Here is a 25,962-nt window from a genome sequence, read left to right as displayed (position 1 = left end):
GTGTTTAATTTAGAAAGATTGAGTTTGTTAGGCCAGTTTGCCTTAGAAGATGTGTTCTTGTCTCACATATTTGTGAGGGCTCATTAGTTTGAAAAGCCCTGGACATTTTTATCAAAATTGTTGATGGAAGATTTTTCTATTTTTTTTAGAATATACGATTCCGCTTCTCTAAAGTTGGGAATTGATCTAATTTCTAAGCGAGCTCCATCTTTTAAGACTAAAACCATATCACCATAAGACCCTAAACCTCTTGGAATAGCCCTGATTTCAGCTATTTGACTATAAACAACTTGAGTTTTATCTCTGCCTAGCCAGCCGCCAGTCACAGATATTCTACGAGTAGTTATTTTATATCTAACCCACAAAGCTCTAACCAGAGCTCCAAAAGTAAAAGGTAGTCCTATAAGTGTTATCCCAGCCATCAAGTTTATTATTAGATCACCACTTGCAGGGCCGCCTTCATAAAAAATGTCTTCATTGGAACTAATTGTCATTTTGTTATTCCAGCCTTAGTGAGTAGCTTGTCACATTCTTTAAGTAAAGCGCTATTGGAATTTTTCATGCAGGAGGGTTTCAAGGAAATAAATGCCCAAATTTCATTTTCAAGAGACATTTTAGAGAGTCTTTGTGACAAGTGTTGGTGGAATAACCGTCGAAGCTTATTTCTTGTAACTGATTTTTTGCTTACTTTATTACTTATTGAAATGGCACATCTAATTGAGGAACTGATTTTTGAGTTTAATCCTTTGACTTGAAGTTTCTTATTTGCTTTTGTAACCCTTAGGACCATTGAAGGGCTATAAAACCTTGAGCCTTCTTTATAAATGAAGTCAAAACATCTATGACCTTTGAGACGCATATTTTTTGGCAAAACCATTAGAAGAAACTTTTAGGGTAAGTATCTTTAAGAGACTGCTTTAAACAGTTAAACGAGCTCTTCCACGCTTTCTGCGAGTTCTAACAACTCTTCTCCCTGTGTGAGATCTCATTCTCACTCTGAAGCCGGAAACTCTTTTCCTTTTTCTGCTAGTTCCCCCAAAGGTTCTTTTTGTCATTACTATTTATTCCCGTATTGGTTTGATATGAAGCTTAATTTATCAGTTCACTGCACGTCTATGTTCCAAGTGCCTAAATATGTTGAGATAGGAATGTCTTCTGCTTTTTGGGAGAGTGCTCGCAATTGAAACATGCCTCTTTTTCTAGGATTGAATATTTTCATGACTACTGCGTAATTAGACTTGTTAGATGGAATTGGTTTTTCTGGAGAGATTTTAATAGAAGTTTGCTTATCAATAACTTCAATTAGAGAAGGAATATTTTCTATACAACGAGTCCTTTCAGTGTATCCTCCAATTTTCACTTTACAGAGGCTTAATTTTTTTGCCTTGATTTTTGCGTCAAAATAGTCAGGAACTACAATGGTCAATTTTGCAATATCTTCTTTTCTTTCCTTCCCTCTAAGAAAAAGGTAATAAGTTGCTCTTTCATTCCTTTCAGAATTGGATTGATAATATCTAAGTCTTTTATATCCTGGTTCTGGATCCCATTGGTGTTCAAAGAATCCTGGAGATGCAAAGGAGGCGGGAGCCAAGAGAGAAGTTCCTGGCCCAAAGATAAAAGCTGAAAATCCAATAAAAAAAACTTTCTTGATACTTGATGATGATTTCTTCTTGAACATAATTTGAATTTTTCAGAAATAATTAGTCACTTGAATTTTTTCAAGTGCATATTCATTTTTTTTTAATATAAGTGTTTGTTGGAGAAAAATTTAATTTATCTGTCTGGACGTAAATTTTTTGCTTTACCTAAATAAGGATTTTGAGGTATCTGATCATTAGCTAAAAAAGCGTAGGCAAGAAGTCGAATACATTTAGATAAGTCGTCTTTAACAAACATTTGTTGGCAATCTAAAAGTGCGATTTTTTCCCAGCCTGTTTTTTTTCTAGCAATAGAAGCGGGAAAACAAGCATTTATGTCCGATGTAACCGAGAAAGTAACAGAAATAATTTGATCTGGGATCAAATTATTTCTGGAGACCAATTCAAATAGCAATTCTTCTACCGCCAAAGTTATTGACTCAATAGAATTGTTTTCACAAGTCGTTGCCCCTCTCAACGCACACAGATAAGTGAATTCACTTTGAAAATTCATGGTTTATAAAGCCAAAGGATCTTTCCATTCCCCTCCAACTCCAGATTTAATGCATTTAGAAGATTGTGGATTAATTTTCCGCCTGGTAAAAACCCTAATAATTTCTTTTTGTTTTTACCAAAGGTAATGGGCTTTGTTTTTTCATCTAGGTTTGCAATTTTTATAGCAAGTAATTTTGCATCATTTTCATCGCCGATCTCATCTACCAGTCCAAATTCTTTAGCTTGCTCTCCAGTAAAAACTCTCCCATCAGCAAAACTCTTAACGACTTCTGGGGTTAAATTTCTTCCTTTTGATACTGCTAAAACAAATTGTTCATAACTGCTATCAATTAGAGATTGAAGTAGTTCCCTTTCCTCTTTTGATAGAGGTCGATCGGGGGAAAGGATGTCTTTATAAATCCCACTTTTAACAGTTTCAAATTTAACACCAACCTTTTCTAATAACTTTGATAGGTTGTTACCTCTTAAAATCACACCAATAGAGCCTGTTATTGTCCCTGGATTGGCAACAATTTTTTCAGCACCTACCCCTATATAGACCCCCCCAGAGGCTGAGATATTGCCAAAACTAGCTACAACATGACAACCTTTCTCTCTTAGTCTTAAGAGAGCGCTATGGATTTCTTGGCTATCACCAACTGTTCCCCCAGGGCTATCAATGCGAAGTAATAAGGCTGGGAACTCTCTTTCCTCAATTTGCTTTAATGCTTTGAGAACATTTTTTCGAGTTTCTGCGTTGATAGGACCTTCAATACAGATTCGTGCCATCCTTTTTTTGGATTTGCGTCTCAAGGGCCAAATCATTCAAATTATGCATAACTTTATTGATCTTAAAAAGGAGATTGCTTTCTGACCTTATGTTTGTCATTTGGAATTGGTTTTTGATGATTTTGCCGTTCGCTCTTTGGGGAACCTCAATGGCGGCAATGGCGCCTTTAGTTAATGCAGCGGGGCCTGAGATTGTAGCCTCACTTAGGCTTTTGCCTGCAGGCTTAGTAGTTTTAGCTTCAGTACCTTTTTTAAAGAGAAGTTGGAATATTTCAAAAGATGATTTGGTGTGGTTTCTCATATTTACTTTGATTGACGCAACTCTTTTTCAGATTTTTCTAGCTAAGGGTTTAATGGAAACAGGGGCAGGCTTGGGTTCTGTTCTTATCGATTCCCAACCTTTGATGGTTGCTTTACTAGCAAGAATTTTGTTTGGAGATGCAATAAATCCAATTGGATGGCTTGGATTGGTTCTTGGCTTGGTGGGAATAATTTGTCTTGGAGTCCCTACTGAGTTGCTTGGGAATTGGTTTTTGTTAGGTAAAGTTGAATCTGCAGGTAATTTTTTAAGCCACGGAGAAGTGTGGATGATATGCGCAGCCACTTCTATGGCGTTAGGGACGGTGCTTATTCGATTCGCTTGCAAGAACAGTGATCCTGTAGCGGTTACCGGATGGCACATGGTTTTAGGTAGCATTCCTCTTCTTATTTGGCATGTTTTTGATAAAAACTGGCCATTAGTACCAGATTGGTCTCCTTTTGAATGGACTTTGATGTCTTATTCAAGTTTGCTAGGAAGCGCACTGGCCTATGGATTATTTTTTTGGTTTGCAAGCCGTAAAGAATTAACAAGCTTTAGTACCCTTGCATTTTTAACACCGGTATTCGCTTTGGTTACTGGTGGAATTTGGTTAGGCGAGAGACTCTTTCCCATTCAGTGGGTTGGAGTCGTTTTGGTTTTAATCTCAGTACTATTTGTAAGCCAGAGAAGAAGATTTTGGGGAGATAAAAGCAATAATGAATTAATAAAAGAGGCTTAATTTACGTGATAAATAAGCAATTAAAAATTATTCTTGTAAGTACACCTATAGGTTATTTGGGTAGTGGCAAAGGTGGTGGAGTTGAACTTACTATTATTTCTTTAACCAAAGGATTAATTTTATTAGGACATAAAATTATTTTAGTAGCACCAAAAGGATCAAAATTACCTTTTGAAAGTGAACTGCTTGAAATAAGATTAATCGATGGAATTGATCAACCTAGTTGGCAACATCAGAAGAAAACAGATCCAGTTTTAATTCCTTCAAATGGCGTTTTACCAAGGTTATGGGAAGAGGTAATTGATATAGCTGATAAATCCGATGCAATTATTAACTTTGCATATGATTGGCTTCCATTATGGTTAACGAAAACTGAAGTAATTAAAATTTTTCATTTAATTAGCATGGGTGATGAATCAATAATAATGAAAGAAATAATTAGTGAAATAAGTCAATTATTTCCATTTCAGTTGGCCTTTCATACAGAAAGACAATCTAAAGATTACGCTTTAAAAACAGACCCAATTATTGTTGGTAATGGCTTTGATGTCGAAAATTATTTGTTCAATGAAAATGAGAATGGTCCGTTAGGTTGGGCTGGAAGAATCGCGCCAGAAAAAGGTTTAGAAGATGCCGTAAAAGTTGCTAATGATTTAGGTGAGAAATTATTAGTTTGGGGACTTAAAGAAGATAAAGAATACGCATTAAAAATTGAAAATACTTTCAAAAAAGATATTATTGAGTGGAGAGGATTCCTTCCTACGAATAAATTTCAGGAACAATTAGGACTATGTAGAGGGTTAATAAACACCCCTAAGTGGAATGAAGCTTACGGGAACGTTATTGTTGAAGCCATGGCTTGTGGGGTCCCTGTAATTGCATATGATCTTGGAGGACCTGGGGAATTGGTTCAAGATGGATTCAATGGTTTTTTGGTTAAACCTAATGATGTTGAAGGATTGATAAAAGCAACAAAATCAATTTCAGAAATCAAAAGAAAGAATTGTAGGGATTGGTTTGAAAAAAATGCCACTAATAAAGTATTTGCAGAACGTGTGGAGAGTTGGCTTAATAAAGGCTTAAATAAAAAAGACTCTGCAGACTTTCAAGATTAATTGAAAAGTTTAACGAACTTATCTTCCCCGACATTTAAACAAAGGAGACGTGGTCTTCTTTGTATTTTATTTTTTGGTTTAATAATTTTTGTTTGGAATTTAGGAGCAACAGGTTTAGTTGATGAAACCCCCCCTTTGTTTGCAGCAGCCAGTAGAGCAATGGCCGAAACGGGGAATTGGTTAACTCCTCAAGTAAATGGATTACCTCGTTTTGACAAGCCTCCTTTGGTTTATTGGTTAATGGGGATAGGGTTTTCAATCCCAGGCAATGTCTTTTGGGATCCTCTCGGTACTTGGGCTTCAAGACTTCCTTCCGCATTATCAACAATTTTTCTAATGCTTGTTTTAGGGGACACAATGATGAGATATCCCCAAGAAGAAAATAATTTCAATAGAAGAACAGCAGTTTTGGCTGCGTTGGTATTTGCATTGTCGCCTTTGGTCATAATTTGGGGAAGAATTGCTGTAAGCGATGCATTGTTATGCAGCACTTTAGGAATTTGCTTACTTCTTAAATGGAGAAGATACGCCAATCCAGAAGGAGAAGTTTGGTGGTTACCTTGGTTTTTTTTATCATTGGCGGTTTTAACAAAAGGTCCTGTCGCCTTGGTTTTATCTGGGCTAACAATTTTATTTTTTGCTTTATATCAAAATAATTTTTATGGGGTTTTTAAAATATTGAGAGTAATTCCAGGACTTCTTATTGTTTTTTTAATTAGCTTTCCTTGGTATTTAATTGAATTATTTATAGAGGGCAAACCCTTTTTTGAAAGTTTTTTTGGGTATCATAATCTTCAAAGGTTTACCTCGGTAGTAAATTCTCATGGCGAACCTTGGTGGTTCTTCTTAATAGTATTATGTATAGCTTCTTTACCTCTTACCCCATTTTTACTGATAAGTATTTGGAAAAATTTTTGCAATATTTTCAAATGGTCCAATAGGGATATTCACAAGCCAGAAAAGTCATTATTTGAGTTTTCATTTTTTTGGTTAATCGCTGTATTTGTTTTTTTTACTATTTCAGCTACAAAGCTACCAAGTTATTGGCTTCCTGCTACTCCAGCGGCATCAATTTTAATATCATTTTCCTTAACTAATCATATTAAAGAGGAATTCTTAAAATCTTTAGCTTGGAAAATTACGATATTTTTATCAATACTATTTTCCATATTTCTCTTCTTTTCAAAAATGTGGATTCAGCTTCTTAATGATCCTGAGATACCAAACTTCTCAGAAGAATTAACCAATAGCTTTTTACTCGAAAAAGCTGGATTTATTTTTCTTTTAATTGCTTTTCTAGGAATTATTTTTTCCTTTAGAAATATATATGGAAAACTGTTGATTTTGCAAATTCCTATATTTTTATCCCATTTTCTAATTGTGCTCCCAACTTTTGATTTGGCAGATAGGTTAAGACAACTCCCTTTAAGGCAAGCCTCAGAATTACTTTTAAACTCTCAAAATAGGAATGAACCTATAGTAATGGTAGGGGCTATGAAGCCGTCAATTCATTTTTATACTAATCAGGTCATTGTTTTTGAAGGGCGATCTAAAAATGCTTTGGTAAATGTTTCTGATCGGCTTAAAAATGAGAAAAGAAGAGGCTGGAAAGGAAGACCAATATATGGATCCAATGGCTCAGAAACAACGCTTTTAGTTATTGATAAAAGATCATTTGATAAATCTTATTGGCAAGGACTTAATCCAAAAGTCTTAGGTGATTTTGGTACATATAGCGTTTGGAGACTTAATAGAGCAATTCTTGAAAGACGAGCTACATCTTTGAGAAAAGATGGTGTTATTTCTACTTGGAAAAATCCTAGACCGGAAAGATTTTAAAAAAAGGGTTTAAACTCTACTGAATCGAATTTATTAAATCTTGTTTGCTACATTTTTCTGGGATTATAACAATGCCTAAATCATCCTGAAGCCTCTCTAAATCAATTACTGAGTCTTCAGTTATTGAGCTTATTACATCCTCAAGACTTGCTCCCATATCATTTGCCATTTCTATCAACATCCGCAAAGTCTCATCCTTTAAAGAGAGATTTACGTTTAAGGAAACGTATTGGTCTGAGCAATTATTTGAGTTCATAAAGAAAACATTAAGATATTATGGTGCTGTTTGGGGTGATTTATTAAATAGCTTTAAAAATTGACTTTTTTAGGGATATTTTTATTTATCTTTTCTGAATTTTAATTAGATATGTAAACGATCAAAAAAAATCTTCCTAAGTAATTACCTAGGAAGATTTAACAATTTAGTTAGTTTAAGGCTTAAAACATCTCGCCTTTTAACTTCTCAGCCCATCCTGATAGCCTTTCATCAGTCATGTCTGATTCACTGTCTTCGTCAAGAGGTAATCCGCAGAATTCTTCTCCAACTACACTTTTTGACTCGTCAAAAGTGTAATCACTCTTAGCTGTGTATCCAACCATTGAAGCACCTGCTTTCTGGAAGTACCTATGTAGCTCTTCCATTGCATCGCAATAGTTTTCGGTGTAAGTAGAAGAATCTCCTAAACCAAAAATTGCAACTTTCTTGCCGCTGAGATTTAGCTCTCCAATGTCTTCAAGGATTGAGTCCCAAGCAGTTCCTGATCTCTCAGAGTCAGCACCGGTGTTCCATGTAGGGATGCCACAAATAACCCCATCATGTCCAGCTAATTCACTAAGGTCATCGACGTCTGAAATATCCTTTGGACCTTCAGCAGAGTCAAGTAATCCGTGCAGCCGTTCAGCTATATCTTCGGTTTTACCTGTTGTTGTAGCGAAGTAGATTCCTACAGTCATGGAGCAATTTAAAATCAAGAATATTTTAAAGCAGCTTTGCACATTTAGAGTGAATTTGGTTTTTTTTAAATTTTCTTGTCTATTCAATATTGATTTTTGATACACAAAAAAGTCAATATTTGTTGCTCTTCTCTCTATTGAACAAATGTCTCATATCTATTTTTGTATCGATCAAGCTTCTTAAATATAGTGCTGAAAAGACTTTTCAAGGAAAACTCTTCAAAAGTATTAGAACAAAAAAGCAATTCCTATGGATGTTTAATACAATTGAAAAAAAAAATTTAAGAATTATTCAAAATAGGCCTTATTAAAGATCTTTATCTGAAAACATTTGTATTGGTTGATTTAAAACCTCTTCTGGAATTTATTTTTAAATTTTGCTTAATAGGTCAATCTTTTTGTATCAGTTTCAGTGGTTTATAAGTTTGGTCCCATCATTCCAAATCCACTTTGAAGTCCAAAGGAGATTATTACAAAAGTACTGATAGCCAACCCAATCAAAACCGAAGTGTAAAGCCTATTAACTCCATAGCCAGCTTCAACAGGATTGAAATCAGCAACTACAAAAGATTTCTTGCTGTATTTTCCTCTATCGCTTAGACCTATTGCTCCCAAGGCTGTTTGAGGTGTAAGAGTGCCGCCTTCGTCATCAAGGAACCAAGGCTTGTTAGGACTATTGTTTGCACTAGCTGACTTTGCTTCTGAGATGCCTGAAGTTACGTTAGAAGTGCTATTGATTCGACTTGAATCTTCTCTGAAAAATCTTGGAAACATATATGTATGCCAGAGGCCGATTACTCCAGCCCAAGCAATCATGCTTACTCCAGCTAATCCGAAAAGAATTTCTTTAAAACCGAATTCCATAAATCAAAGCAATTAATTTAGGCCTTTCTAGGGGCAGTAATCCCACCATATCAGAAGTAATGCGAGTCGACTTAGAGAGTTATTAAAGCTTCTAAATTCGGACCAATTTGTTACAGAATCCTTAGGGTCTTCTTCTTGATCAGCCTTTTTGACTCTCATATGCCAGGATTTGTCACATAAATATCCTAGATGGATGAACACACTTAAATTATTGCTGGTTCTATCTCCAGTTATTTTTACTCTTGCCTTTGCTGATTATTGGTTACGTAGATGGGGAGTATTTGTTTGGGATAATGGCCCGACTATTAAGAACGAGCAAGTTTGGGAAGATACTGCAATCGTTGCTGATAAAGGAAGACCTGCTGGGGGATACCCGGTTTTTACTGTTAGAACCCTGGCGGTAAACGCATTAGGAATCCCAACAGTGTTTTTCCTAGGAGCAATATTTGCAATGCAATTTATTCGCCGTGGTGTAATAAACGCATAGCTAACTCATAAATAAAAAAGAAAAAAGGCTTATCTTTAGGTAAGCTTTTTTTTTGATTTAAAAGAGATAATTAAAATTTCTATTGAATATTTTTAAATTATATATTTCTTTAATCAAAAAGAACTAAGACAGTTTATAATCTTGCTAGAAAAAAGTTTGTTATGGAAAGTCAAGAATCAAATCTAAATGAAAATAATAGCTCTACGGCTGTTTTAGAAAATACTGAAACTGAAACTGAAATTGTTTCATCCGTTAATCAATCAAGCTTCATTAATAAAAAAGAGGTATTCCCTACAGATCAAAACCTGATTTCAGAGATTATCGAGGATGCTTTCCCAAAAGATAAAGCAAATCAGCAATTAGGAATTCCTCAATCAGATACTTTTGCGTTTGCTAGTCGTATATTTTTCTTATGGGTTTGGCCAATAGTTCTGCATAACAAAGTCAGAAATTTAATTAATAATTTGAATTTTGCTCAGCCCTACTCTAGCCCTGGAGAAAATTCATATTCAGTAAGTGATACTGAAACCGTCTACACAATGACGAAAGACTCCTTTGCAGGCAAAGGAGGAATGAAATTCATGGGAATTAGATTTATGTCTATTTGGGTTTTCCCTGTTGCAATAACAGGAGCTGTTATGGAATTCCTATTCGTAGGACCACTTATGGGTACTAATCCTTTTGGTTAATACTTTAAGTCAAGTATTGACTTTGCTTTTTTGGACTTTGATAATTAACTATATTTCAGACGTTTCTGAAAGGAAAAAATGGAGTTACTTTTTTTGTAGGGTTGCTACTTGCAATAGCTTTACCTCTGATGTACATGAATAAACCAAGAGTGATTATCATCACAGGAGGATGTAAAGCAAGAGAGTTGCCAATTAGTTGTAGTTCTTCTCCTGACATTTAATTTATTTAATTCTCTAGTAACTATACCTTTAAAAGGAGCTGAATAAAAAATATTTAATATATATAAAAGAAATCATTATTCCTTACTTTTTCTATAAGTGATTTTTAGAATTAAAATCGAAAAGTTAAAAATAAAGGTAATTACATTTGCAATTAAAATCGGAGACGAATGGATCTTTAAGCCGTAAATAATCCAACAAATAAGACCTGTTAAAAATAGAATCAACATGATTAATGATACATCCTCCGCTGATTTAGTTTTCCATGTTTTATATAATTGAGGTAAAAACGCAATCGTAGTTAGCAAAGCTGCTGAGAAACCAAATAAATCTATATAATTAAAGTGACTCATCATCTTTTATAGGAATGAATATTGGCCAAAACCATATATTAATGAAAAAACCAGTACCTATCTTTATCCTGAATTCCTAGTCTTGTTTTAAAGATCTTATGAATGATCAGTCTGATTTTAATGATGAAGTTTTAAAGGAGAAACTGGAAACTTTATTGGATGAAGATAATGAAATTAAGAAATGGAATGAAGGACTATTAATAAAATCACTTATCCTTTTCCCAATAATAATTTTTATAGTTGGTTTATTTATTGTTAATAGACCAGCAAACTTAAAGGATCTATTATTTGTATTCATTTACCCTTTAGCCCTAATATCGATTGGGTTGATAATTATGTTTGTTATGAGAAGCAACTTAAAGTAGAAAGATATTAATAGAATCTTTTTACTTTAAATCTTGATTTTCATGTAGCCAATAAGGTTATACCAATGTAAGCTATCAGTAATTAAACATTAATATCCAATGGCAGGCGGACCATTATTACAACTTTGGGAAAACCTACTACCATTTGCTAAGGATTTGAGAATTCGCTTTGCAATAGCAATGCTAGGTAATGTTCTAGCAATATTATTTATTTTCACCCTATGTAAAATGTTTATTCCCGGCTTAGAAGATCAACTATTTAATTGATTTTTTAGCCCAGAATTGGTACATTTCTTTAAAAGAATTAGGATTTAGTTTTTCAAATTTATCCCATAATTCTAAATCTTTTAAAGAGTCTGTATCTTTATTATCTTTCTCATATTTATCTTTTATATCTTTCGAAAGAGTAAAACCTAGAAATTCAAGATTAGATACTTTTAAAAGATTTTTAATTTCAACTAAGGAGAAACAGTTTTCGTGACTATGAAAGCAGAGATCTCTGCACATTGAGGTTGAGTAAAAATCTGACCAATTTGTTATTTCATTTAACTGTATTATTTCTCCATTAAGAACATTTTTTCGGAAGCTTCTTATTCCATCAAGAGTTGGTTTAATATCTTTTTCTTTGATTAGTTCTCTCGCTTTCAGTATTTCTTTTCTTGCATACTTGCTGTATAAACCTAACTTTAAAAAACCTTTTGGTTCTAATACATTAAATAGATTTGATAGGCCTTTAGTAGGATCATTCATATGGTGAAGAACGCCTGAACATTCTATTAAATCAAATTTTTTGTTTAGTGAAGCTAATTCAAGTAAATCCATTTCTATAAAATCTACATTTTTCAAACCATATTCATCGATCTTTCTCTTTGCGTATGAGATACTTGAATTGCTTAAATCGATTGCTGTTATTTCGCAATTACTATAACGAGATGCTTCAAGTATTTGAATCCCCGTTCCACAACCAGCTATAAGTATATTTATTTTTTTATTTTTTAATTGAGTTGAATATGATTTAATTGCGTTTGGGTAAATTTCTGAATTAATAACTGATAAAAAGTTTAATCTGTTTACTTTAGTATATGAATTATATCTCCATCTAGGGTATGGATTTAATTCATACTGATTTTTTACTTCCATAGATATAGAATCTTTAATATTTCCTATTTTTTTAATCCCTTTTGAAATCTTTTTTTCTTCATTTAACTCTTTTAACTGTAGATTAATTAGATTATTTAGTTCTTTCTTTTTTGATACATAATTATTTAAATTAATCATTTCATTATTTATTGAAGATAGAGATTGGTAACATGAGATTAAGGCTAATTTGTAGTCTTTATTTTTATTTATATTGATAGTTTTCTTTAGTTCTCTTAGTTTATTTTTTTCTTCTGTCGATATATAGTAGACATATTCATTTAAGAAACATTGTGAGCCAAGGCCTATCGTAAAGTCAAAAATACTGTTATTTAATTTATCATTATCTGAATAGTTCATAAGAATATTCTTACGTATATTTCTCAAAACTTTTTCCCATAATGGAGAGCAAAAAATTAGTAGAGAGAGAGCTTTTACTAATTCCTTTTCCTTGATAAGAATTTTGAATTCATTACTCTCGAACAACTCCGATTCTAGAGTAGATAGTTTTTCTAATATTTCTTTGGAGATAAGGCTATTTATATTCCCAAATAGTTCTCTATGGGAGATATCTTTTCTATTTAATATATTTTTAAGTATTTCGCTATTGTCTTTCTCTGATGTGTTTAATAATTCTCCTTTTTTAATTAATTCGCTTATAAGTTGATAAGTTAAATCACTATTTTTGTTCAATAAAAGTTCTTTTTTACAAAGTGAGAGTGATTTTTCATAATTACCAATTTGGTTATATATTGTTGCTAGATTTAAATAACAGTTTTCTAATTTATTATCTAGCTCTATTGCTATCTCTGTATGTAAGATTGCCTTTTTTATCTCTTGTTTCTCTTTGTAGCAAGCTCCTAGATTCAAATGAGCGATAGCTGATTTATTATTTATTTCTATAGCTTTTAAATAATATTCTTCCGCTTCATTATATTTATTCAAATCTTTATATAATAAACCTAGATTTATATATGCATCAAAGTAATTCTTATCTAATTCGATTGCCTTTTTAAGTGATAATTCAGACTCATGATATTTATTTAAATTTTTTAATATTAATCCTCTGATACAATGTCCATTAGGCAGACTTGGTTTTAATTTAATAGCTTCTTTAATTATTGTTTCTGCTTTTTCTAAATTATGTAATTTATAATATAAAAAAGATAAATTTAATTTCGAGTAAATATGTCTTGGAAAACTTTCAGAACATTTTTCATATAGTTTAATAGCTTTATCATTTTCTTCTTTTCCCTCACATATGAGTGCGTAATTAGAAATTATATCTGCATCAGAATATCCATTTTTTAAAAAAGCTATATAACCTTTTTCTGCTTCATGTAAATTACCTTTAACATGATTATTGATTGATTTTTCTTTCAGATCCTTTTCTGAAAGCTTTTGAAGTTTTTTAGAAGAGCTTTTATTCTCTTGTTTCTTTTTCCCAAACCCACTCAATGATTTTTATTTAATTATAACTATTATACTAAAAGTCGAAAATCTTATAATTTTATTTAATAAATCTATAGTTTCCAAGCCATATTTACTAGTTGTTGATTTATAAATTATAGAGTTAATACCCTTTTATTAATTCTTCTTACCTCCATTATGCCCTAATTTTTTATATAATATATAGATATAGTATTAGGATGCAAATGCCTTTAAAGTTAGGCGATCAAATACCTGATTTTTCACTCTCTGATCAACTAGGTGTTCCTAGGACGAATAAGCAAGCTAAAGGTAGGCCGTTAGTTTTATTTTTTTATCCAAAAGATGATACCCCTGGTTGTACTGCTGAAAATTGCGGTTTTAGAGATAAATACGATCTTTTTAAGCTATTTGGTGCTGAGGTTTGGGGGGTTAGTGGTGACGATGAAGCAAGCCACAGATCTTTTGCAGACAAAAATAAGCTTCCATTTCCACTATTATGTGATACGGATAATTCCTTAAGAAAAGCTTTTGGTGTTCCTAAAGTTCTCGGTTTACTTGATGGCCGAGTAACTTATATTGTTGACTCTAAAGGAATTATTAGGCATATTTTTAATGACCTTTTAAATGGTCCTGCTCATGTTAATGAAGCGCTAAAGGTTTTAGGTGAAATAAGAAATTAATTTTCTAGTTAACTATTGAATTTGATCTTATTATCAAAATTAATTGATAGAAAATCAAGAGATAAATTCTTTAGAAGTTTTTTTTGCTTGTAATTTTTCTACAACTGTTTTAGAAGAAATTTTTGCAATATCATTTAGACCGTTTGCATTAAAAAATGGGGCTGTTGCCCAGTCGAATCCTTTACCAAAAGTATTGTCTGGAGAGACTATGTACCAATGGCATGCAGTGTCAGGTACATCGACGGCACATCTTGACCAATTATCACTCCACTGAGGTACTTGAACCCAAAGTAAGGTTGAAAAAAATAGAGAAAATAAAGAACTGAACATATCCTTAGTTTTACTAAAGCTTAGTGCTTTTTCCTCTTGAGCGAGGATTTGAAAATACTTTTTCTGTAAGATAATAAAATAGTAATTATAAGTTAATCTAATTAATCTTCCTATCATTTTTTAAGTATCTCAGGCATAAAATTTCTTGGGTCTCTTCATTTTCTCCAGAATTTACTATCCACTCTTTAAATTCTTGATAAAGAACGGATCTATCTATTCTATTTATTTCAGTCATCCTAATTAAGGTACAGCTAAGTGTGACTGAAATTATTTCTTCAATAGAGGGGTATTTTTTCACTTTTTGTTTTGAATGTCATTTAAATAATCTAATTAAAAATTCTCTCTAACGAGTCTGTTTGCTCATAATTTCATATTCAATTTACCAATTGAATATAAATATTTATAAATCTAAGGTATTTTTCAAAATATTTATTTTAATCTAGTTATTATTCCTTTATACTACTTTCTAAATCTATTTTTCAATGGTCAGAGAAAATGAAAATGAATCTTTCCTTATTTGGATTGAGGAGATTTGGGAAGAAATAGAGGTTCAAATTTATGGAATTGTAGGTGCAATATTCTTTTTTTGTGTTATTTATTTTATTTTTCATCCTCATTGGATGCTATCTATAGTTGATCTTTTTTCGAAAATTAAATTACCTTTAGGATAAATACTCAAGTATTAGAGAATGAATTTCATATTTAATTATTAGTGCTCTAAACTTTTCTCTTTGGCTACTAATTCTATAAATTTCCACACAAGAGCATGTTTATAGTCGTCCTTATTTGGACAAGCTGAAACTACTTCCTGCCATGAGAAATTATCTTTATCTTTATTCTCTTTTAATGGTGATCCAAAATCTCTTGCAAGATTAGAAAGAAAAGAGTATCCGAGTCTTTCTGAAGTGTATTCGATGATCTCATCTGAGTAACTCATATAGAGCAAGAGAGTGTCAGCTTGATAGTTATGTCTTGTGCATGCACCATCAGAACAACCACTACTCGCAATCTCTAAGCATGCTTTATGGTCGTAGGTTTCCTTGATTAACTCAACTAATTTTCCCATTTGATTCTTCCAACATTACTATTGTTATAGCTAATAAAAATTTTAATTACGTATTGAAACAAATAAAATTTAGAAAATGAGTAAATATTATTTTTCGTTGGATTTCTATCATGTTAATTTTATTAGTTCTTTTTTGATTTTAAAAATAATAAATATATTAGTCAACGAATTTCGAGTATAGCCATCTAAAAAATGCTCCTATAACTGGAATATTACCAAATGTTCCTGAACAAAAATCAAAATAGTCTCTATGTTCTTTTACCTTTCCTTCTTCATCAAATATTAATCTTGTTGTTCCATCGTATATAAATTCGATACCTTTTATTTTTAAACCCATTGTCCATTCAACAAAAGCAATATTCTTATTTATTACGATTGAATGTGATTCTAAATAAATATCGTCACATCTTTTTATTAATCCATCTTGAGCTTTGATGTATGCATCAATTCCATTTTTTTCTTGAGTAGGATCAATGAACTTAACTTGTTGATTGTACAAAGATTCCCATTCTTCTCTTGATGGAGCGTTCCCTCCATAAGATAAATTAAAGAATTTTTTTAATTCTTTCTCTTTGATGAGCATTGAATTTAACGTTAATAAGTACAATTTAGATTATTTAAATAGACATCGCGTTGAAGCCAAGTCATCAAGATAACTCGAAAATAGCTTAGATTTAGTATCTATTCATTTAGCTCATATGAACAGGAAGAACATCCTTATTTCTATTGTTGTCCTTGGAATAGGAATAATTCTCTATAAATTGCTTTTAGGACTTGTCCTCCCAATAGTTTTATTTGTCTCTCTTGGATATGTTTTGAAGTTTTTACTTAAGAATTCTGAGTCTGATTCAGTTGAGGAAGTTTCTCAGATTTTTACTAAAAGTGAAACCTCTGAATCAAGTGACAATATAGTTGAAATTAAACCTATTGAAGAAGAAAAGCTTGTTGAAGAAGAAAAGCTTGTTGAAGAAGAAAAGCTTGTTGAAGAAGAAAAGCTTGTTGAAGAAGAAAAGCCTGTTGAAGAAGAAAAGCCTGTTGAAGAAGAAAAGCCTGTTGAAGAAGAAAAGCCTGTTGAAGAAGAAAAGCTTGTTGAAGAAGAAAAGCTTGTTGAAGAAGAAAAGCTTGTTGAAGAAGAAAAGCCTGTTGAAGAAGAAAAGCCTGTTGAAGAAGAAAAGCCTTTTGAAGAAGAAAAGCCTTTTGAAGAAGAAAAGCCTTTTGAAGAGGATCAACCGGTCGAAGAAGATAAGACTGAAAATGGTTAGAATTTGATAGCTTTAATCATCTTTTAAGTTTCTTTAATGGATACAAATTCAAAAAAAAATTTTTGGTATTCAAAACCTTTCTGGTGTCAACCTTGGTCAATTATTAGCTTTGGAGCTTTAGTTCTAATTTTTAGTTGGAAAATATTTAATAACATTATTTTTACTTCAGTTGTAGGTATTTTTGTTTTTGTTTGGTGGATATTATTTTTAATACTTGTTCCGAATTCATATCAAGTAATTAATGATAAAGAATAACCATATTTTATTATTTTATTTTATTTTAAATATGCTTAAAAATTTATTCTCTATTTAATTTGGAAAAAAGCAAATAATAAATTTCAAGTTAATTCTTTAAATTCGCTGATCCCTAATGTTTTCGGATGGGAATCCTATATAACCACCTGAAAAGCGCTTTCGATTTGTCCAATAAAATTTAAACAACTCTCTTGTTGAGCTCGTTATAAGAGCTCCCCTGCCTATTCCTAGTCCGCTTGTCAGCTTTAGACTCGTTGGTGATTTCCAGCTTGAAGTGCTTGAAGATTCCATTAGATACTCCAATTGATTGATTAATTAAATACGTGAACAAACTTCTGCCTCTTTGGGCTTTTCATTAAGCATGCTTGGCGAATTAAATGATTTTGCTAGATTGCTCAACAAAGATAAAGCACCTCTCTATAGTACATTAGTATTACTAATAGTCAATTTTGTCTCTTGGTTGCATAGCATGGTACATTTTATATAATCACTATATCTAATTTATTTATAGTCAGAAAATCCTTCTACAATAAATAAATATTAAATTTTTTTATATAAAAGAGATATATAAATATATTTAAAATAAATTAAGACATAAAAAAGTTTTTTATTCTATAAATCTCATTAAAATATATTTCTAGATATAATGTTGTAAATAAATGAATTTCTTTTTTTTTACTTATTAAAAATCATTCTATATATAGAATATCTACCTAAAAATTAATTATTAATCTATTGGGAATATATATAATCAAGTAAATGTTAATTTATCTATAACAAGTATTTCCTGCTCTGTGAAATCGCTTACCGATATACAATTTATCCATTCTTTATATTCTTGAGCAATAGCTAATTGATCCTGCGGGCTGACCTCTACTGTTCTTTTTAAAATATCCGATAAACCTTTAATTAATATATCTTCTATGCTGTTTTGATTTTCTTTCATGTACTTATTGCATGTATTCCAGATTACCTTTTATTAATTTACTTGTAAAGAGTAAAATAGCTTTATAAGAATACAGTATTAGTAACTAAAATTCTATAAAATAAAATGTTATACAGCATTACTTTTATCTTTGTTATCTATTGATGGAATAAATCCTAGTTCTTCTATGGCTTCAACTAATGTAAGCTTGGAATCGTCTTTGGATGATTTTAAATTAATTATATTAGATTTTATTTCTGTATCATTTTTATCTAATTCTGTTGATTCTTTTTTAATAACTAAACTTTTATTAATGGATCTAATAACTCTATTAATAAAATTAATATTAATTAAATATAGTGATAATGTAATTCCAACAAAGACTAAAATAATATTATGAACAATAAAATATGACAGAACTAAAGTCACAGAGGAATATTCTATTATATGATTTTTTTTAGTGGTTTTCATAATTAGGCGACATCCTGTTGATTCCTTTTGTTTTGTCTTTCTAACAAGGTCAGATCATAAGACGATTGGATTTGATTATTATAGTCTAATTCGTTAATAAATCTTGATATATTTTCTTTCTTTTTTATCCATAGACGCTTTATTTTCGGCAAATCAGGGAGACCTACTTCCTTTTTATCGAGAGACTTTTTATATCGCTTTCTTTGTCCACTATCCATTATTGAGTTAAAGCTGTCAATATTTTGAGAAATCTCCCTTTTGATTTCTCTTGATTCTGTGATTGCCATTAATTCTGAAAGACTTCTTATGAATGGAATCATGCTGCATTCCTCTCCTCATCTTTTTTGCTTAGCTCGTTTTTTATAAGTTTATTTTTTCTATAGGCATTTATATAGTGTACATCATAAGATCCTAATCCTTCTTTCTTAGGGTTGTACAAATGGATGAATCTATTTCTAGGATGTGAATTCTTACTCATGATTTAAGCCGCTCTCTTTTTATTTTTTGTATCTTTTATAGCCTCTATAGTAAAGAGATATTTTGGCTTATATTTTTCTAGTAATTTCCTGGTAATACCATGTTTTATCTCGTTAATATTCTCAGACTCAAGCTTTTGTATTCCAGGGATTTTAGAACTTAATTTAGTGATTTTCATTTTAAGAATTGATAGTGAGATGCTATAGGAGTAAGTATTAGATAATCGAGTCAAGTTTTTCTCTATTTGAGATCAATTTACTAAGTTTCTTATTTTCGTCTTGAAGGTTGCTAATTATTTTTTTATAAGTATCGATCTTTTCTTTGAGGGATTTAATCTTATCGCTTTCTGTCCTTTGAGAGGATTTATTTGTTTTTTTCTGAGTCCCTTTGACTAGGCACCTTACAGTTGCTTCAGTCATCCTTTCACCGTTCCCCACCGCTTCGAATACCTTTTGCCGTTCCTTATCGGTTACTCCTTTGCTTCCCATCAGTGCGAGTGACCTTGGAGTTAGAGATGCAAGCAAGTTATCTTCTATGTCTGAACCCCCCAGCCAATTAGTGTATGCACTTACAAGATCAACGGCAAATCTTTCGGAGCAATTAATTGCTCCAGACTTCAAAAAGGCTCTCCAGTTGCCAGGCTTTATATTGCTTTTTATGTCTGAGAGGTTCGCCGCGACAGCCCTAAGCGACTGGCCGACACAACTCAGTTCTTCGTTGATTTCGACAACCGATTCTTTGACATACTCCACCTGCGCGGGTACGAGACCCTTGGTAACATCACTGTTGAGTGGAATATTCTCTAAGTCGACTACCTCTGTAGGCGATAATTCCATAGGCCAAGCTATATACCTTCCCAATATATGTCTTGTGACGATTCGGAACAATGGATACTGATGTACTATTTTCAATGTTTCTTTTTCTGTTAGTCCTTTTAATTTTTACAAGTTATTCATGAAATTGCTTTGTACAGATTTTTGAAAAAAGTATAATTTATGGCTAATTGTTGCTTTTAAGTACTTTCTGTCTAGCGTAAGGAGCAGCATGAATATAAATTATACCAAAAACTTCTATTCTAATGAGTTCTTGGTATGCGATAATTTATCGCAAGCATATCTGCGTCTATGCGACCTAGGAAGTGCTTTATTCGCGTAAATCGCTTGAGTCAACCTTCTAAGTATATATACTTATATTTTTTCATGTTTGTCCTCATCTAAATACTCGGGTTTAAATGATCACTAGTTGATTTAGAATTTAATTAATTTTCTAGGTAGGGCTATAAAAACGAGAAGTGCTTTAACTACTTCTTGATTGTTGACCTAACCAAGTTAAATACTTTCACCTCTAATTCCAGTCATAATCATTACTAAATGTATTTCCAGGACATAATTTCGACTCTTAATAACTTTTGGAGCGAAAAAGGTTGTTTGCTGCTGCAGCCATATGATTTAGAGAAGGGAGCGGGAACGATGAGCCCTCACTCTTTTTTGAGAGCGATAGGTCCTGAGCCATGGGCTGTCGCTTATGCAGAGCCTTGCCGAAGGCCGACTGATGGTAGGTATGGTGATAATCCAAATAGAGCGCAGCATTATTTCCAATATCAAGTTCTTATCAAGCCTTCTTTAGATAGTATTCAAGAAATTTATTTATCTTCTCTTCAATCCTTAGGCATTAATTCTAAAGATCACGATATTAGATTCGTTGAGGACAACTGGGAATCTCCAACTTTAGGGGCTTGGGGAGTGGGATGGGAAGTTTGGCTTGATGGTATGGAAGTGACTCAATTTACTTATTTTCAACAATGTGGTGGCCTTGATTGCAAGCCTGTCTCGATTGAGATAACTTATGGCTTAGAAAGATTGGGGATGTATTTACAAAATACTGAAAGTATATGGGATCTTTCCTGGAACAAAAATAATAAATATGGTGATATCTGGCTTCCTTTTGAAAAAGGTCAATGTAAATATAATTTTGAAGAATCTAACTCAGATAATTTAAGGAAACTTTTTGAAATTTATGAGGATGAGGCTAAGCAATTAATCGCAAAAAAGACTCCTGCACCTTGCCTAGACTATGTTTTGAAATGTAGCCATACGTTTAATTTGTTAGAGGCAAGGGGAGTTATCTCTGTTACAGAAAGAACCAAGATTATCGCAAGAATTCGATCTTTGGCTCGTAATGTTGCTGAAGCTTGGCTGGAAGAAAGAGAGGCTTTGGGGTTCCCACTTTGTTCTGATTAGTTGTTAACATCAAGTAATATTTTAGCTTTTGTAGATAATAAGTAGATCGAATAATATTCAGTGACGTATAAAAAGATACGTGCGGGGTATTGAGCTCTTTAATGTTTCAACGAATACATTAATATAAACTCGACATATTTGTGTGAGGACACAATGAAGCTTTTTCAGCGTTTGCTGGTAGCTCCTGCTGCTTTGGGCCTAATGGCTCCATTAGCTGCTAATGCCGACGTTACTGCGGCATCTAACGATTCAGATGTAAGTTCTGAAGTTATTCAAGCCCGTGTTGATGGAGTTGAATCTCAACTCGGCGAAATCATGGCTGGTCAGTTCTCTTCATCTACAAAGATGAGTGGCAAGGCTGCTTTCATCACTGGTTATGTTGATGATGATAATGAAACAGATACTGATTCCATCACCATGGAATATATGTATCAGTTGAACATGAATACCAGTTTCACTGGTGAAGACCTTCTATACACAAGAATTAAGGCGGGTAATGTATCTGATCATTTCGTAGACAAGGGTCAAGGTACTTATCTTTCAGCTGGTAAGAATACTTCAGATGCATTAAAAGTTGACAAGATTTGGTACCAATTCCCTGTTGGCGAAAGTCTTACTGTTTGGGTTGGACCAAAAATTGAGAACTACTACATGCTTGCAAGTTCTCCTTCCATTTATAAGCCAATAACTAAGCAATTTAGTCTAGGTGGAAATGGAACAGTCTATGGTTCAAGTACTAAAGCTGGTTTTGGTGCCGCATGGACACAGCAAACTGAGGATCCTTCTGCAGGTAGATGGGCATTAAGTGCAGCATATACTAGTCAGGGTGGAGCTAAGTCAGCAGAAGGCCAAGGATTATTTGGCGATGATGCTAAGTCCGCTTTGTTAACAAAGCTTGAATACGGCACACCACAATGGCAAGTTTCTGGAGCTGTAGCTTTCAAAGACAACGGTTGGTCTGATAGCTATTTCACAACATCAAAAGGTAAGGCAAGAGCTTCAGGTAGTTCTGAAACTGCTATTGGTTTGAGAGCTTATTGGAAGCCTGACAATACAGGAGCACTTCCTTCTGTTCAGCTTGGTTATGATACTTCTAGTATCGATGATGCAGGAACTGGTTTTGCAGATGAGGCATCAGGTTGGATGGTTGGCCTTAATTGGAAGGACCTATTCATTGATGGAAACAGAGCAGGACTTGCTGTTGGTTCAAGAGTTGCTGCTACAAATATCGTTGGTGGCGGTTCTGATCCATCTGAGGACAACTCTGTTTGGGAAGCTTACTATTCCTTCAAGGTTAATGATGGAGTAACAGTTACACCTGCAGTGTTTGGTAGCACAGATGTCGAAGCTGAAGGCAAAGACGTCACTGGAGCAGTTCTTCTAACTGAATTCAGATTCTAATTCAAATAAAAATTAGTAACTAAAAGTAGCGCCCTCAACAGGGGGCGCTTTTTTGTTGCATAAAAAAAGCCCATAAAGGGCTTTTCTTTTATTTAAAATAACAAATTACCAGCAGTTTTCACCTTCACCAATTGGGATGCATACATTTGATTTCTTGGCTTTATCAGCAGCTTTTTGAGCAGCTTCATCAAGTTTTCCATCCTCGTTAGCTTCTTGATCTGTTGTCCACTCCTTTAACCCACCCATGTTTTTATGCTTTTCACCAGCCATTGAATTGTCTGGAATAATTGCGTTTGCTGCTAAAGCAGCTGTTGCGGCAATAAATATTCCTATAGGTGTTTTACTTGGCATGCCGAGTCTGTTTTAAATATATTTTGATAGGAAGTGAGATCTAATAAAAGTTCTATTTTTACACTTTAATGTATAAAGTGATTAATTTAGCCTCCTAATCTTCTCAGGATATTGCTATAGGCCTGGAAAATTAAATCTAATTCATCGGATCGGCCATGTTTCGCTAGTAAGCCTTTTGCTCCAGCATCAAGTCCAAATAAAAAATTTCTATCTTCATTATTTTGAACATAGCTTTGAATCCAGCCTACACATACATAACGTTCACCATCTCTAACTTCAGCAACAGAATGCAATTGGGTGCTGGGATAAACTATCATCTCTCCAGCAGATAGTTTAATCTTTTCAGTTTTATTAATCGTCTGAATACATAATTCACCACCGCTATAATTTTCTGGGGCGTTTAAAAATAACGTAAAAGATAGATCACTTCTTCCTGAAGGCATGTAAGGATTATCAATATGAGTACCATAACCATGTCCATCCAAGGATTGAGTAAACATAACTCCATGGATTAGATTAGGTAATGTAAAACTTTTTAGTAGAGGATTTGATATTATTCTATTAACAATAGTATCTCGAAGCTCCATTGATAATTTTGAATTTTTATCTAATTGAAAATTAGACTTGATTTTTGCGGCATGGCTTCCTGCAGTTTTTTTTCCATCTTGCCATGATGATTTCTCTGCTTTGAGTTTATTGACTATTTGGAGAGCTTCTGACTCGTCGATTAGCGAATGAGTTAAATATTCCATTTTTTTATCTAGGTTTAATTACTATCCTAAAGTATTAACAAGATATCAATTTATACTCACATACGTATCAAAATTGCGAAGCTATTTTTAGCTTTCTCTTCTTGTCTAATGTATATAAAGATATTAATTCCTTCCTCTGTATAGATTAATGAATTTAATCAAGCGTATTTTTACTTCAGTAATAGCAGGTGCTCTATTAGTCTCTTCAAGTTCCAATCATGTTAAGGCCTCTAATAGAGAAGTAAGGATTTATTCCGGTAGGCATTACAACACTGATAAGCAGATATACAAGAAATTTGCGGAGGATACTGGGATAAAAATCCGTTTGATTGAGGCTACAGGTATTTCTCTAGTTGAGAGATTGAAAAGGGAAGGTGCGAATTCTAAAGCCGATGTAATTCTTCTCGTTGATGCGGCTCGGATTAGCAATGCTGCAAAAAGTGGACTTCTTCAGCCATATAGATCGGCTGAATTAGATAAAAATGTTCCAGTCTCATATAGGGATCCTCAAGCAAGGTGGTATGCCTTAACAAGAAGAGTGCGGGTTATGGTGGCTAATCCCAAGAAGGTTGATATAAATTCAATCAAAGATTATTCAGATCTTGCTAATCCGGCTTTGGAAGGGCTTGTTTGTGTGAGAAAAAGGAGCAGTCCATATAACCAATCTTTAGTAGCTAATCAAATTGTAAATAAAGGAGAAGCTAAAACTAAAGAATGGTTAAAAGGTATGATTTCAAATATTTCTGAGCCTTTTTTCCCTGGAGATATAGGCGTTATAAGAGCTGTAGCGCAGGGGAAATGTGGTGTAGGTATCGTTAATCACTACTACGTTTCAAGGATGCTTGCTGGTGTCAATGGAAGAAAAGATCAAATATTGGCTAAAAAAGTAAAAGTTCTTACTCCTAATCCTGCTCATGTGAATGTAAGTGCAGGTGGGATTGCTAAATATGCAGAAAACAAAGAGGAAGCTATTCAGCTCCTTGAGTATCTTGCTTCTCCTGATGGGAGTAGTGGATTAGCAGGTCCGACATTTGAACACCCTTTAGTTGGTTTTAATAAAACGGATGAAGTTACACAATTTGGAGAATTTACGCCTGATAGTGTGACCATTGATCAACTAGGAGCAAATAATAAAAAAGCAATAAAGCTTATGAGAAAAGCTGGTTGGGATTAAATAATTAAGAATTAGATTTTTAATTCTGTTTATTCTTAAGAGATAATAGAAGATTGGCTTAAACTTAATTCAATGGAGAGGTGGCTGAGTGGTCGAAAGCGAACGACTCGAAATCGTTTGATAGCTAAAACTATCCGTGGGTTCGAATCCCACCCTCTCCGTATTGATTAGAAGAAGCTTTTCTCTTACATATTTTCTTAAAGACTTTTATACTTATTAACTTAAGTGTGTTTAAAATTAAGAAGAGGAAGAAACGACTTGGAAAAATTACATGAATCTTCATCTTTTTACGATGAAGCACTTAATTTGATTGATTTAGATGATTATGAAGCGGCCATTAAATCTATTAAAAAGAATATTGATAGTCTTCGAAACCAAGATGATATTGCCTTAGCATATTTGAATTGTGGTTTTTTGAATGACAAATTAGGAGACAATGCATCTGCTATAGATGACTTCTCAAAATCAATTTTTTATGAAGCTAAAATAAATATTATTAAACAAAGGTCTAAAGATATTTCATTTAGTGGAAGAAGTAATTCTAGATATAAAAATGGTGATTATCAGGGGGCTATAGAGGATAAAAGAAAAGCTAAAAAAATTAGCTTATTGGAAATTGATAAATCTAATCAATTAGATACTATTAAAATTGATTATAAAAATATTTTGTTAGGTACATTTATAAAAATGGATCTAGAACCTAAGTATAATGTTCTAATTAAAGGTTCAAAGATGAAAAAAAGTAAATATGATCTAATTGCAGATTATAAAAAAGTGATTAGTGAGAAAAAAAAGGAGGAGTTGATAAATAAATTAGAGGTTATTAGTGAATCTAAGTATAAGATTGGAGATTATAAAGGTTCTATTAAAGCTATTAGAAGAGCAGAGAAATATTATTGATTATGAAAAATTGGATTTATTTGTTATTACCAATAGGGGTCACTGAAAAAATCAACATTAAGTTCCTTTTCGTTTGGAACGGTAGCGATACATGCGCGTATTACTTCTCCGTTAACTTCTATTTCGCATGCTCCGCAGCTTCCTCCTAGGCATCCAGTAGGGATTTCGATATTTGCATCATATGCAGCTTTTAACCATTCAATTCCAGGAGAGCAACTGCTTGATTTCTTATTAGGCCAGTTGATTTTTGTATTTTTCATTATT

At 32.8% G+C, this 25,962-nt stretch carries 41 protein-coding genes and 1 tRNA gene; 16 read left to right on the top strand and 26 right to left on the bottom strand.

All coding sequences use genetic code 11. From position 1 onward, the window contains the following. Window positions 1-83 precede the first annotated feature (83 nt). The 6 genes from AC6EIZ_RS04805 to sppA form a co-directional block, all read right to left on the bottom strand. Complete coding sequence (locus tag AC6EIZ_RS04805) at window positions 84-494, bottom strand: PH domain-containing protein (protein WP_498512813.1); 411 nt, start codon at window positions 492-494, stop codon at window positions 84-86. Beyond that, window positions 491-877, bottom strand: a complete 387-nt coding sequence (gene rnpA / locus AC6EIZ_RS04800) for a ribonuclease P protein component (RefSeq protein ID WP_498512812.1) — start codon at window positions 875-877, stop codon at window positions 491-493. Before rnpA ends, AC6EIZ_RS04805 begins: the two co-directional genes overlap by 4 nt. 40 nt (window positions 878-917) lie before the next feature. Then, entirely contained in the window at window positions 918-1,055 is a 138-nt protein-coding gene (rpmH, locus tag AC6EIZ_RS04795; protein WP_269606465.1) for a 50S ribosomal protein L34, read from the bottom strand. Window positions 1,056-1,102: 47 nt separating this feature from the next. Next, entirely contained in the window at window positions 1,103-1,678 is a 576-nt protein-coding gene (locus AC6EIZ_RS04790; protein WP_498512810.1) for a DUF2808 domain-containing protein, read from the bottom strand. A gap of 95 nt (window positions 1,679-1,773) precedes the next feature. Then, complete coding sequence (gene aroH / locus AC6EIZ_RS04785; protein WP_498512808.1) at window positions 1,774-2,151, bottom strand: chorismate mutase; 378 nt, start codon at window positions 2,149-2,151, stop codon at window positions 1,774-1,776. Then, a complete protein-coding gene (gene sppA / locus AC6EIZ_RS04780; RefSeq protein WP_498512806.1) occupies window positions 2,148-2,957 on the bottom strand; it encodes a signal peptide peptidase SppA in 810 nt (269 codons plus the stop codon). Before sppA ends, aroH begins: the two co-directional genes overlap by 4 nt. 53 nt (window positions 2,958-3,010) lie before the next feature. Between sppA and AC6EIZ_RS04775 the strand changes: the two genes are divergently transcribed. Genes AC6EIZ_RS04775 through AC6EIZ_RS04765 form a run of 3 tightly spaced genes read left to right on the top strand, consistent with a single transcriptional unit; the run spans window position 3,011 to window position 6,915 of the window. Continuing rightward, window positions 3,011-3,961: a DMT family transporter gene (locus AC6EIZ_RS04775; RefSeq protein ID WP_498512804.1), complete on the top strand. Its 951-nt coding sequence runs from the start codon at window positions 3,011-3,013 to the stop codon at window positions 3,959-3,961. Between the two features lie 5 nt (window positions 3,962-3,966). Then, window positions 3,967-5,076 carry a glycosyltransferase family 4 protein gene (locus AC6EIZ_RS04770; RefSeq protein WP_498512802.1) on the top strand — a complete coding sequence of 370 codons (1,110 nt, stop codon included), beginning with the start codon at window positions 3,967-3,969 and terminating at the stop codon, window positions 5,074-5,076. Next, window positions 5,077-6,915 carry an ArnT family glycosyltransferase gene (locus tag AC6EIZ_RS04765; RefSeq protein ID WP_498512800.1) on the top strand — a complete coding sequence of 613 codons (1,839 nt, stop codon included), beginning with the start codon at window positions 5,077-5,079 and terminating at the stop codon, window positions 6,913-6,915. Window positions 6,916-6,931: 16 nt separating this feature from the next. Here AC6EIZ_RS04765 and AC6EIZ_RS04760 read toward each other — a convergent pair whose 3' ends face one another. The 3 genes from AC6EIZ_RS04760 to AC6EIZ_RS04750 all read right to left on the bottom strand — a co-directional run bounded on the left by AC6EIZ_RS04760 (window position 6,932) and on the right by AC6EIZ_RS04750 (window position 8,733). Further along, on the bottom strand, window positions 6,932-7,171 hold the full coding sequence (locus AC6EIZ_RS04760; RefSeq protein ID WP_498512798.1) for a CopG family transcriptional regulator: 240 nt from the start codon (window positions 7,169-7,171) through the stop codon (window positions 6,932-6,934). A 182-nt stretch (window positions 7,172-7,353) separates the two neighbouring features. Then, window positions 7,354-7,869: a flavodoxin FldA gene (gene fldA, locus AC6EIZ_RS04755; protein WP_498512796.1), complete on the bottom strand. Its 516-nt coding sequence runs from the start codon at window positions 7,867-7,869 to the stop codon at window positions 7,354-7,356. Between the two features lie 417 nt (window positions 7,870-8,286). Continuing rightward, the gene (locus tag AC6EIZ_RS04750) at window positions 8,287-8,733 is read right to left on the bottom strand and encodes a hypothetical protein (protein ID WP_498512794.1); all 447 of its coding nucleotides are present in this window, start codon (window positions 8,731-8,733) and stop codon (window positions 8,287-8,289) included. A gap of 193 nt (window positions 8,734-8,926) precedes the next feature. On the opposite strand from AC6EIZ_RS04750, the gene psbF reads away from it, so the two are divergent. Both psbF and AC6EIZ_RS04740 read left to right on the top strand, forming a co-directional pair. Next, window positions 8,927-9,220 carry a cytochrome b559 subunit beta, long form gene (psbF, locus tag AC6EIZ_RS04745; protein ID WP_269606448.1) on the top strand — a complete coding sequence of 98 codons (294 nt, stop codon included), beginning with the start codon at window positions 8,927-8,929 and terminating at the stop codon, window positions 9,218-9,220. Between the two features lie 161 nt (window positions 9,221-9,381). Beyond that, the gene (locus AC6EIZ_RS04740) at window positions 9,382-9,909 is read left to right on the top strand and encodes a hypothetical protein (RefSeq protein WP_498512791.1); all 528 of its coding nucleotides are present in this window, start codon (window positions 9,382-9,384) and stop codon (window positions 9,907-9,909) included. Between the two features lie 55 nt (window positions 9,910-9,964). Here AC6EIZ_RS04740 and AC6EIZ_RS04735 read toward each other — a convergent pair whose 3' ends face one another. Both AC6EIZ_RS04735 and AC6EIZ_RS04730 read right to left on the bottom strand, forming a co-directional pair. Continuing rightward, a complete protein-coding gene (locus tag AC6EIZ_RS04735) occupies window positions 9,965-10,126 on the bottom strand; it encodes a hypothetical protein (RefSeq protein WP_498512789.1) in 162 nt (53 codons plus the stop codon). A gap of 79 nt (window positions 10,127-10,205) precedes the next feature. Next, a complete protein-coding gene (locus AC6EIZ_RS04730) occupies window positions 10,206-10,481 on the bottom strand; it encodes a SemiSWEET family sugar transporter (RefSeq protein WP_498513188.1) in 276 nt (91 codons plus the stop codon). A gap of 98 nt (window positions 10,482-10,579) precedes the next feature. On the opposite strand from AC6EIZ_RS04730, the gene AC6EIZ_RS04725 reads away from it, so the two are divergent. Together AC6EIZ_RS04725 and AC6EIZ_RS04720 are read left to right on the top strand one after the other, a co-directional pair. After that, a complete protein-coding gene (locus AC6EIZ_RS04725; protein ID WP_498512788.1) occupies window positions 10,580-10,846 on the top strand; it encodes a hypothetical protein in 267 nt (88 codons plus the stop codon). Window positions 10,847-10,945: 99 nt separating this feature from the next. Further along, window positions 10,946-11,113: a hypothetical protein gene (locus AC6EIZ_RS04720; protein WP_498512787.1), complete on the top strand. Its 168-nt coding sequence runs from the start codon at window positions 10,946-10,948 to the stop codon at window positions 11,111-11,113. On the opposite strand, the gene AC6EIZ_RS04715 is transcribed toward AC6EIZ_RS04720, so the two are convergent. Next, on the bottom strand, window positions 11,102-13,441 hold the full coding sequence (locus tag AC6EIZ_RS04715) for a tetratricopeptide repeat protein (protein WP_498512785.1): 2,340 nt from the start codon (window positions 13,439-13,441) through the stop codon (window positions 11,102-11,104). The genes AC6EIZ_RS04720 and AC6EIZ_RS04715 overlap by 12 nt on opposite strands. A gap of 197 nt (window positions 13,442-13,638) precedes the next feature. Between AC6EIZ_RS04715 and AC6EIZ_RS04710 the strand changes: the two genes are divergently transcribed. Continuing rightward, the gene (locus AC6EIZ_RS04710) at window positions 13,639-14,094 is read left to right on the top strand and encodes a peroxiredoxin (RefSeq protein ID WP_498512783.1); all 456 of its coding nucleotides are present in this window, start codon (window positions 13,639-13,641) and stop codon (window positions 14,092-14,094) included. Window positions 14,095-14,148: 54 nt separating this feature from the next. Here the strand turns inward: AC6EIZ_RS04710 and AC6EIZ_RS04705 are convergent, their stop codons facing one another. Continuing rightward, entirely contained in the window at window positions 14,149-14,424 is a 276-nt protein-coding gene (locus AC6EIZ_RS04705; protein WP_498512781.1) for a DUF8643 family protein, read from the bottom strand. 97 nt (window positions 14,425-14,521) lie between these two features. After that, window positions 14,522-14,722: a hypothetical protein gene (locus tag AC6EIZ_RS04700; protein ID WP_498512779.1), complete on the bottom strand. Its 201-nt coding sequence runs from the start codon at window positions 14,720-14,722 to the stop codon at window positions 14,522-14,524. A 184-nt stretch (window positions 14,723-14,906) separates the two neighbouring features. On the opposite strand from AC6EIZ_RS04700, the gene AC6EIZ_RS04695 reads away from it, so the two are divergent. Next, window positions 14,907-15,095: a hypothetical protein gene (locus tag AC6EIZ_RS04695; protein WP_498512777.1), complete on the top strand. Its 189-nt coding sequence runs from the start codon at window positions 14,907-14,909 to the stop codon at window positions 15,093-15,095. 38 nt (window positions 15,096-15,133) lie between these two features. On the opposite strand, the gene AC6EIZ_RS04690 is transcribed toward AC6EIZ_RS04695, so the two are convergent. Next, window positions 15,134-15,490, bottom strand: coding sequence for a hypothetical protein (locus AC6EIZ_RS04690; protein WP_498512775.1), 357 nt, complete (start codon window positions 15,488-15,490; stop codon window positions 15,134-15,136). Between the two features lie 157 nt (window positions 15,491-15,647). Continuing rightward, on the bottom strand, window positions 15,648-16,073 hold the full coding sequence (locus AC6EIZ_RS04685) for a nuclear transport factor 2 family protein (RefSeq protein WP_498512773.1): 426 nt from the start codon (window positions 16,071-16,073) through the stop codon (window positions 15,648-15,650). Between the two features lie 115 nt (window positions 16,074-16,188). On the opposite strand from AC6EIZ_RS04685, the gene AC6EIZ_RS04680 reads away from it, so the two are divergent. Both AC6EIZ_RS04680 and AC6EIZ_RS04675 read left to right on the top strand, forming a co-directional pair. Further along, complete coding sequence (locus AC6EIZ_RS04680; RefSeq protein ID WP_498512771.1) at window positions 16,189-16,752, top strand: hypothetical protein; 564 nt, start codon at window positions 16,189-16,191, stop codon at window positions 16,750-16,752. A 36-nt stretch (window positions 16,753-16,788) separates the two neighbouring features. Further along, window positions 16,789-17,007, top strand: coding sequence for a DUF6737 family protein (locus AC6EIZ_RS04675; RefSeq protein WP_498512769.1), 219 nt, complete (start codon window positions 16,789-16,791; stop codon window positions 17,005-17,007). 96 nt (window positions 17,008-17,103) lie between these two features. Here AC6EIZ_RS04675 and AC6EIZ_RS04670 read toward each other — a convergent pair whose 3' ends face one another. The 7 genes from AC6EIZ_RS04670 to AC6EIZ_RS04640 form a co-directional block, all read right to left on the bottom strand. Further along, complete coding sequence (locus AC6EIZ_RS04670; RefSeq protein ID WP_498512768.1) at window positions 17,104-17,298, bottom strand: hypothetical protein; 195 nt, start codon at window positions 17,296-17,298, stop codon at window positions 17,104-17,106. Window positions 17,299-17,758: 460 nt separating this feature from the next. Further along, window positions 17,759-17,953: a hypothetical protein gene (locus tag AC6EIZ_RS04665; protein WP_498512766.1), complete on the bottom strand. Its 195-nt coding sequence runs from the start codon at window positions 17,951-17,953 to the stop codon at window positions 17,759-17,761. Window positions 17,954-18,061: 108 nt separating this feature from the next. Then, the gene (locus tag AC6EIZ_RS04660; protein WP_498512764.1) at window positions 18,062-18,361 is read right to left on the bottom strand and encodes a hypothetical protein; all 300 of its coding nucleotides are present in this window, start codon (window positions 18,359-18,361) and stop codon (window positions 18,062-18,064) included. Between the two features lie 44 nt (window positions 18,362-18,405). Further along, window positions 18,406-18,723 carry a hypothetical protein gene (locus AC6EIZ_RS04655; RefSeq protein ID WP_498512762.1) on the bottom strand — a complete coding sequence of 106 codons (318 nt, stop codon included), beginning with the start codon at window positions 18,721-18,723 and terminating at the stop codon, window positions 18,406-18,408. Then, window positions 18,720-18,881 (bottom strand): hypothetical protein, encoded by a 162-nt coding sequence (locus AC6EIZ_RS04650; protein ID WP_498512760.1) that lies wholly within the window; start codon window positions 18,879-18,881, stop codon window positions 18,720-18,722. The genes AC6EIZ_RS04655 and AC6EIZ_RS04650 overlap by 4 nt, the downstream gene beginning before the upstream one ends. A gap of 3 nt (window positions 18,882-18,884) precedes the next feature. Beyond that, complete coding sequence (locus AC6EIZ_RS04645; RefSeq protein ID WP_498512759.1) at window positions 18,885-19,058, bottom strand: hypothetical protein; 174 nt, start codon at window positions 19,056-19,058, stop codon at window positions 18,885-18,887. Between the two features lie 37 nt (window positions 19,059-19,095). Next, window positions 19,096-19,791 (bottom strand): hypothetical protein, encoded by a 696-nt coding sequence (locus AC6EIZ_RS04640; protein ID WP_498512758.1) that lies wholly within the window; start codon window positions 19,789-19,791, stop codon window positions 19,096-19,098. A 459-nt stretch (window positions 19,792-20,250) separates the two neighbouring features. Between AC6EIZ_RS04640 and glyQ the strand changes: the two genes are divergently transcribed. Together glyQ and AC6EIZ_RS04630 are read left to right on the top strand one after the other, a co-directional pair. Continuing rightward, a complete protein-coding gene (gene glyQ, locus AC6EIZ_RS04635) occupies window positions 20,251-21,120 on the top strand; it encodes a glycine--tRNA ligase subunit alpha (RefSeq protein ID WP_498512756.1) in 870 nt (289 codons plus the stop codon). Window positions 21,121-21,273: 153 nt separating this feature from the next. Continuing rightward, window positions 21,274-22,521: an iron uptake porin gene (locus tag AC6EIZ_RS04630; RefSeq protein WP_498512754.1), complete on the top strand. Its 1,248-nt coding sequence runs from the start codon at window positions 21,274-21,276 to the stop codon at window positions 22,519-22,521. Between the two features lie 105 nt (window positions 22,522-22,626). Here AC6EIZ_RS04630 and AC6EIZ_RS04625 read toward each other — a convergent pair whose 3' ends face one another. Both AC6EIZ_RS04625 and AC6EIZ_RS04620 read right to left on the bottom strand, forming a co-directional pair. Further along, complete coding sequence (locus tag AC6EIZ_RS04625) at window positions 22,627-22,872, bottom strand: hypothetical protein (protein WP_498512753.1); 246 nt, start codon at window positions 22,870-22,872, stop codon at window positions 22,627-22,629. Between the two features lie 86 nt (window positions 22,873-22,958). Next, on the bottom strand, window positions 22,959-23,624 hold the full coding sequence (locus tag AC6EIZ_RS04620; protein ID WP_498512751.1) for a Fe2+-dependent dioxygenase: 666 nt from the start codon (window positions 23,622-23,624) through the stop codon (window positions 22,959-22,961). Window positions 23,625-23,772: 148 nt separating this feature from the next. On the opposite strand from AC6EIZ_RS04620, the gene AC6EIZ_RS04615 reads away from it, so the two are divergent. From AC6EIZ_RS04615 to AC6EIZ_RS04605, 3 genes are all read left to right on the top strand, one after another. Next, window positions 23,773-24,798, top strand: coding sequence for an extracellular solute-binding protein (locus tag AC6EIZ_RS04615; RefSeq protein WP_498512749.1), 1,026 nt, complete (start codon window positions 23,773-23,775; stop codon window positions 24,796-24,798). A 74-nt stretch (window positions 24,799-24,872) separates the two neighbouring features. After that, window positions 24,873-24,959, top strand: a tRNA-Ser gene (locus AC6EIZ_RS04610). A 97-nt stretch (window positions 24,960-25,056) separates the two neighbouring features. Continuing rightward, complete coding sequence (locus tag AC6EIZ_RS04605) at window positions 25,057-25,698, top strand: tetratricopeptide repeat protein (protein ID WP_498512748.1); 642 nt, start codon at window positions 25,057-25,059, stop codon at window positions 25,696-25,698. A gap of 26 nt (window positions 25,699-25,724) precedes the next feature. Here the strand turns inward: AC6EIZ_RS04605 and AC6EIZ_RS04600 are convergent, their stop codons facing one another. Next, the gene (locus tag AC6EIZ_RS04600) at window positions 25,725-25,958 is read right to left on the bottom strand and encodes a 2Fe-2S iron-sulfur cluster-binding protein (RefSeq protein WP_498512746.1); all 234 of its coding nucleotides are present in this window, start codon (window positions 25,956-25,958) and stop codon (window positions 25,725-25,727) included. Window positions 25,959-25,962 lie beyond the last annotated feature (4 nt).

Source organism: Prochlorococcus sp. G4PB16 (genome assembly GCF_059772465.1).
This window is presented reverse-complemented; position numbering and strand designations above follow the sequence as displayed.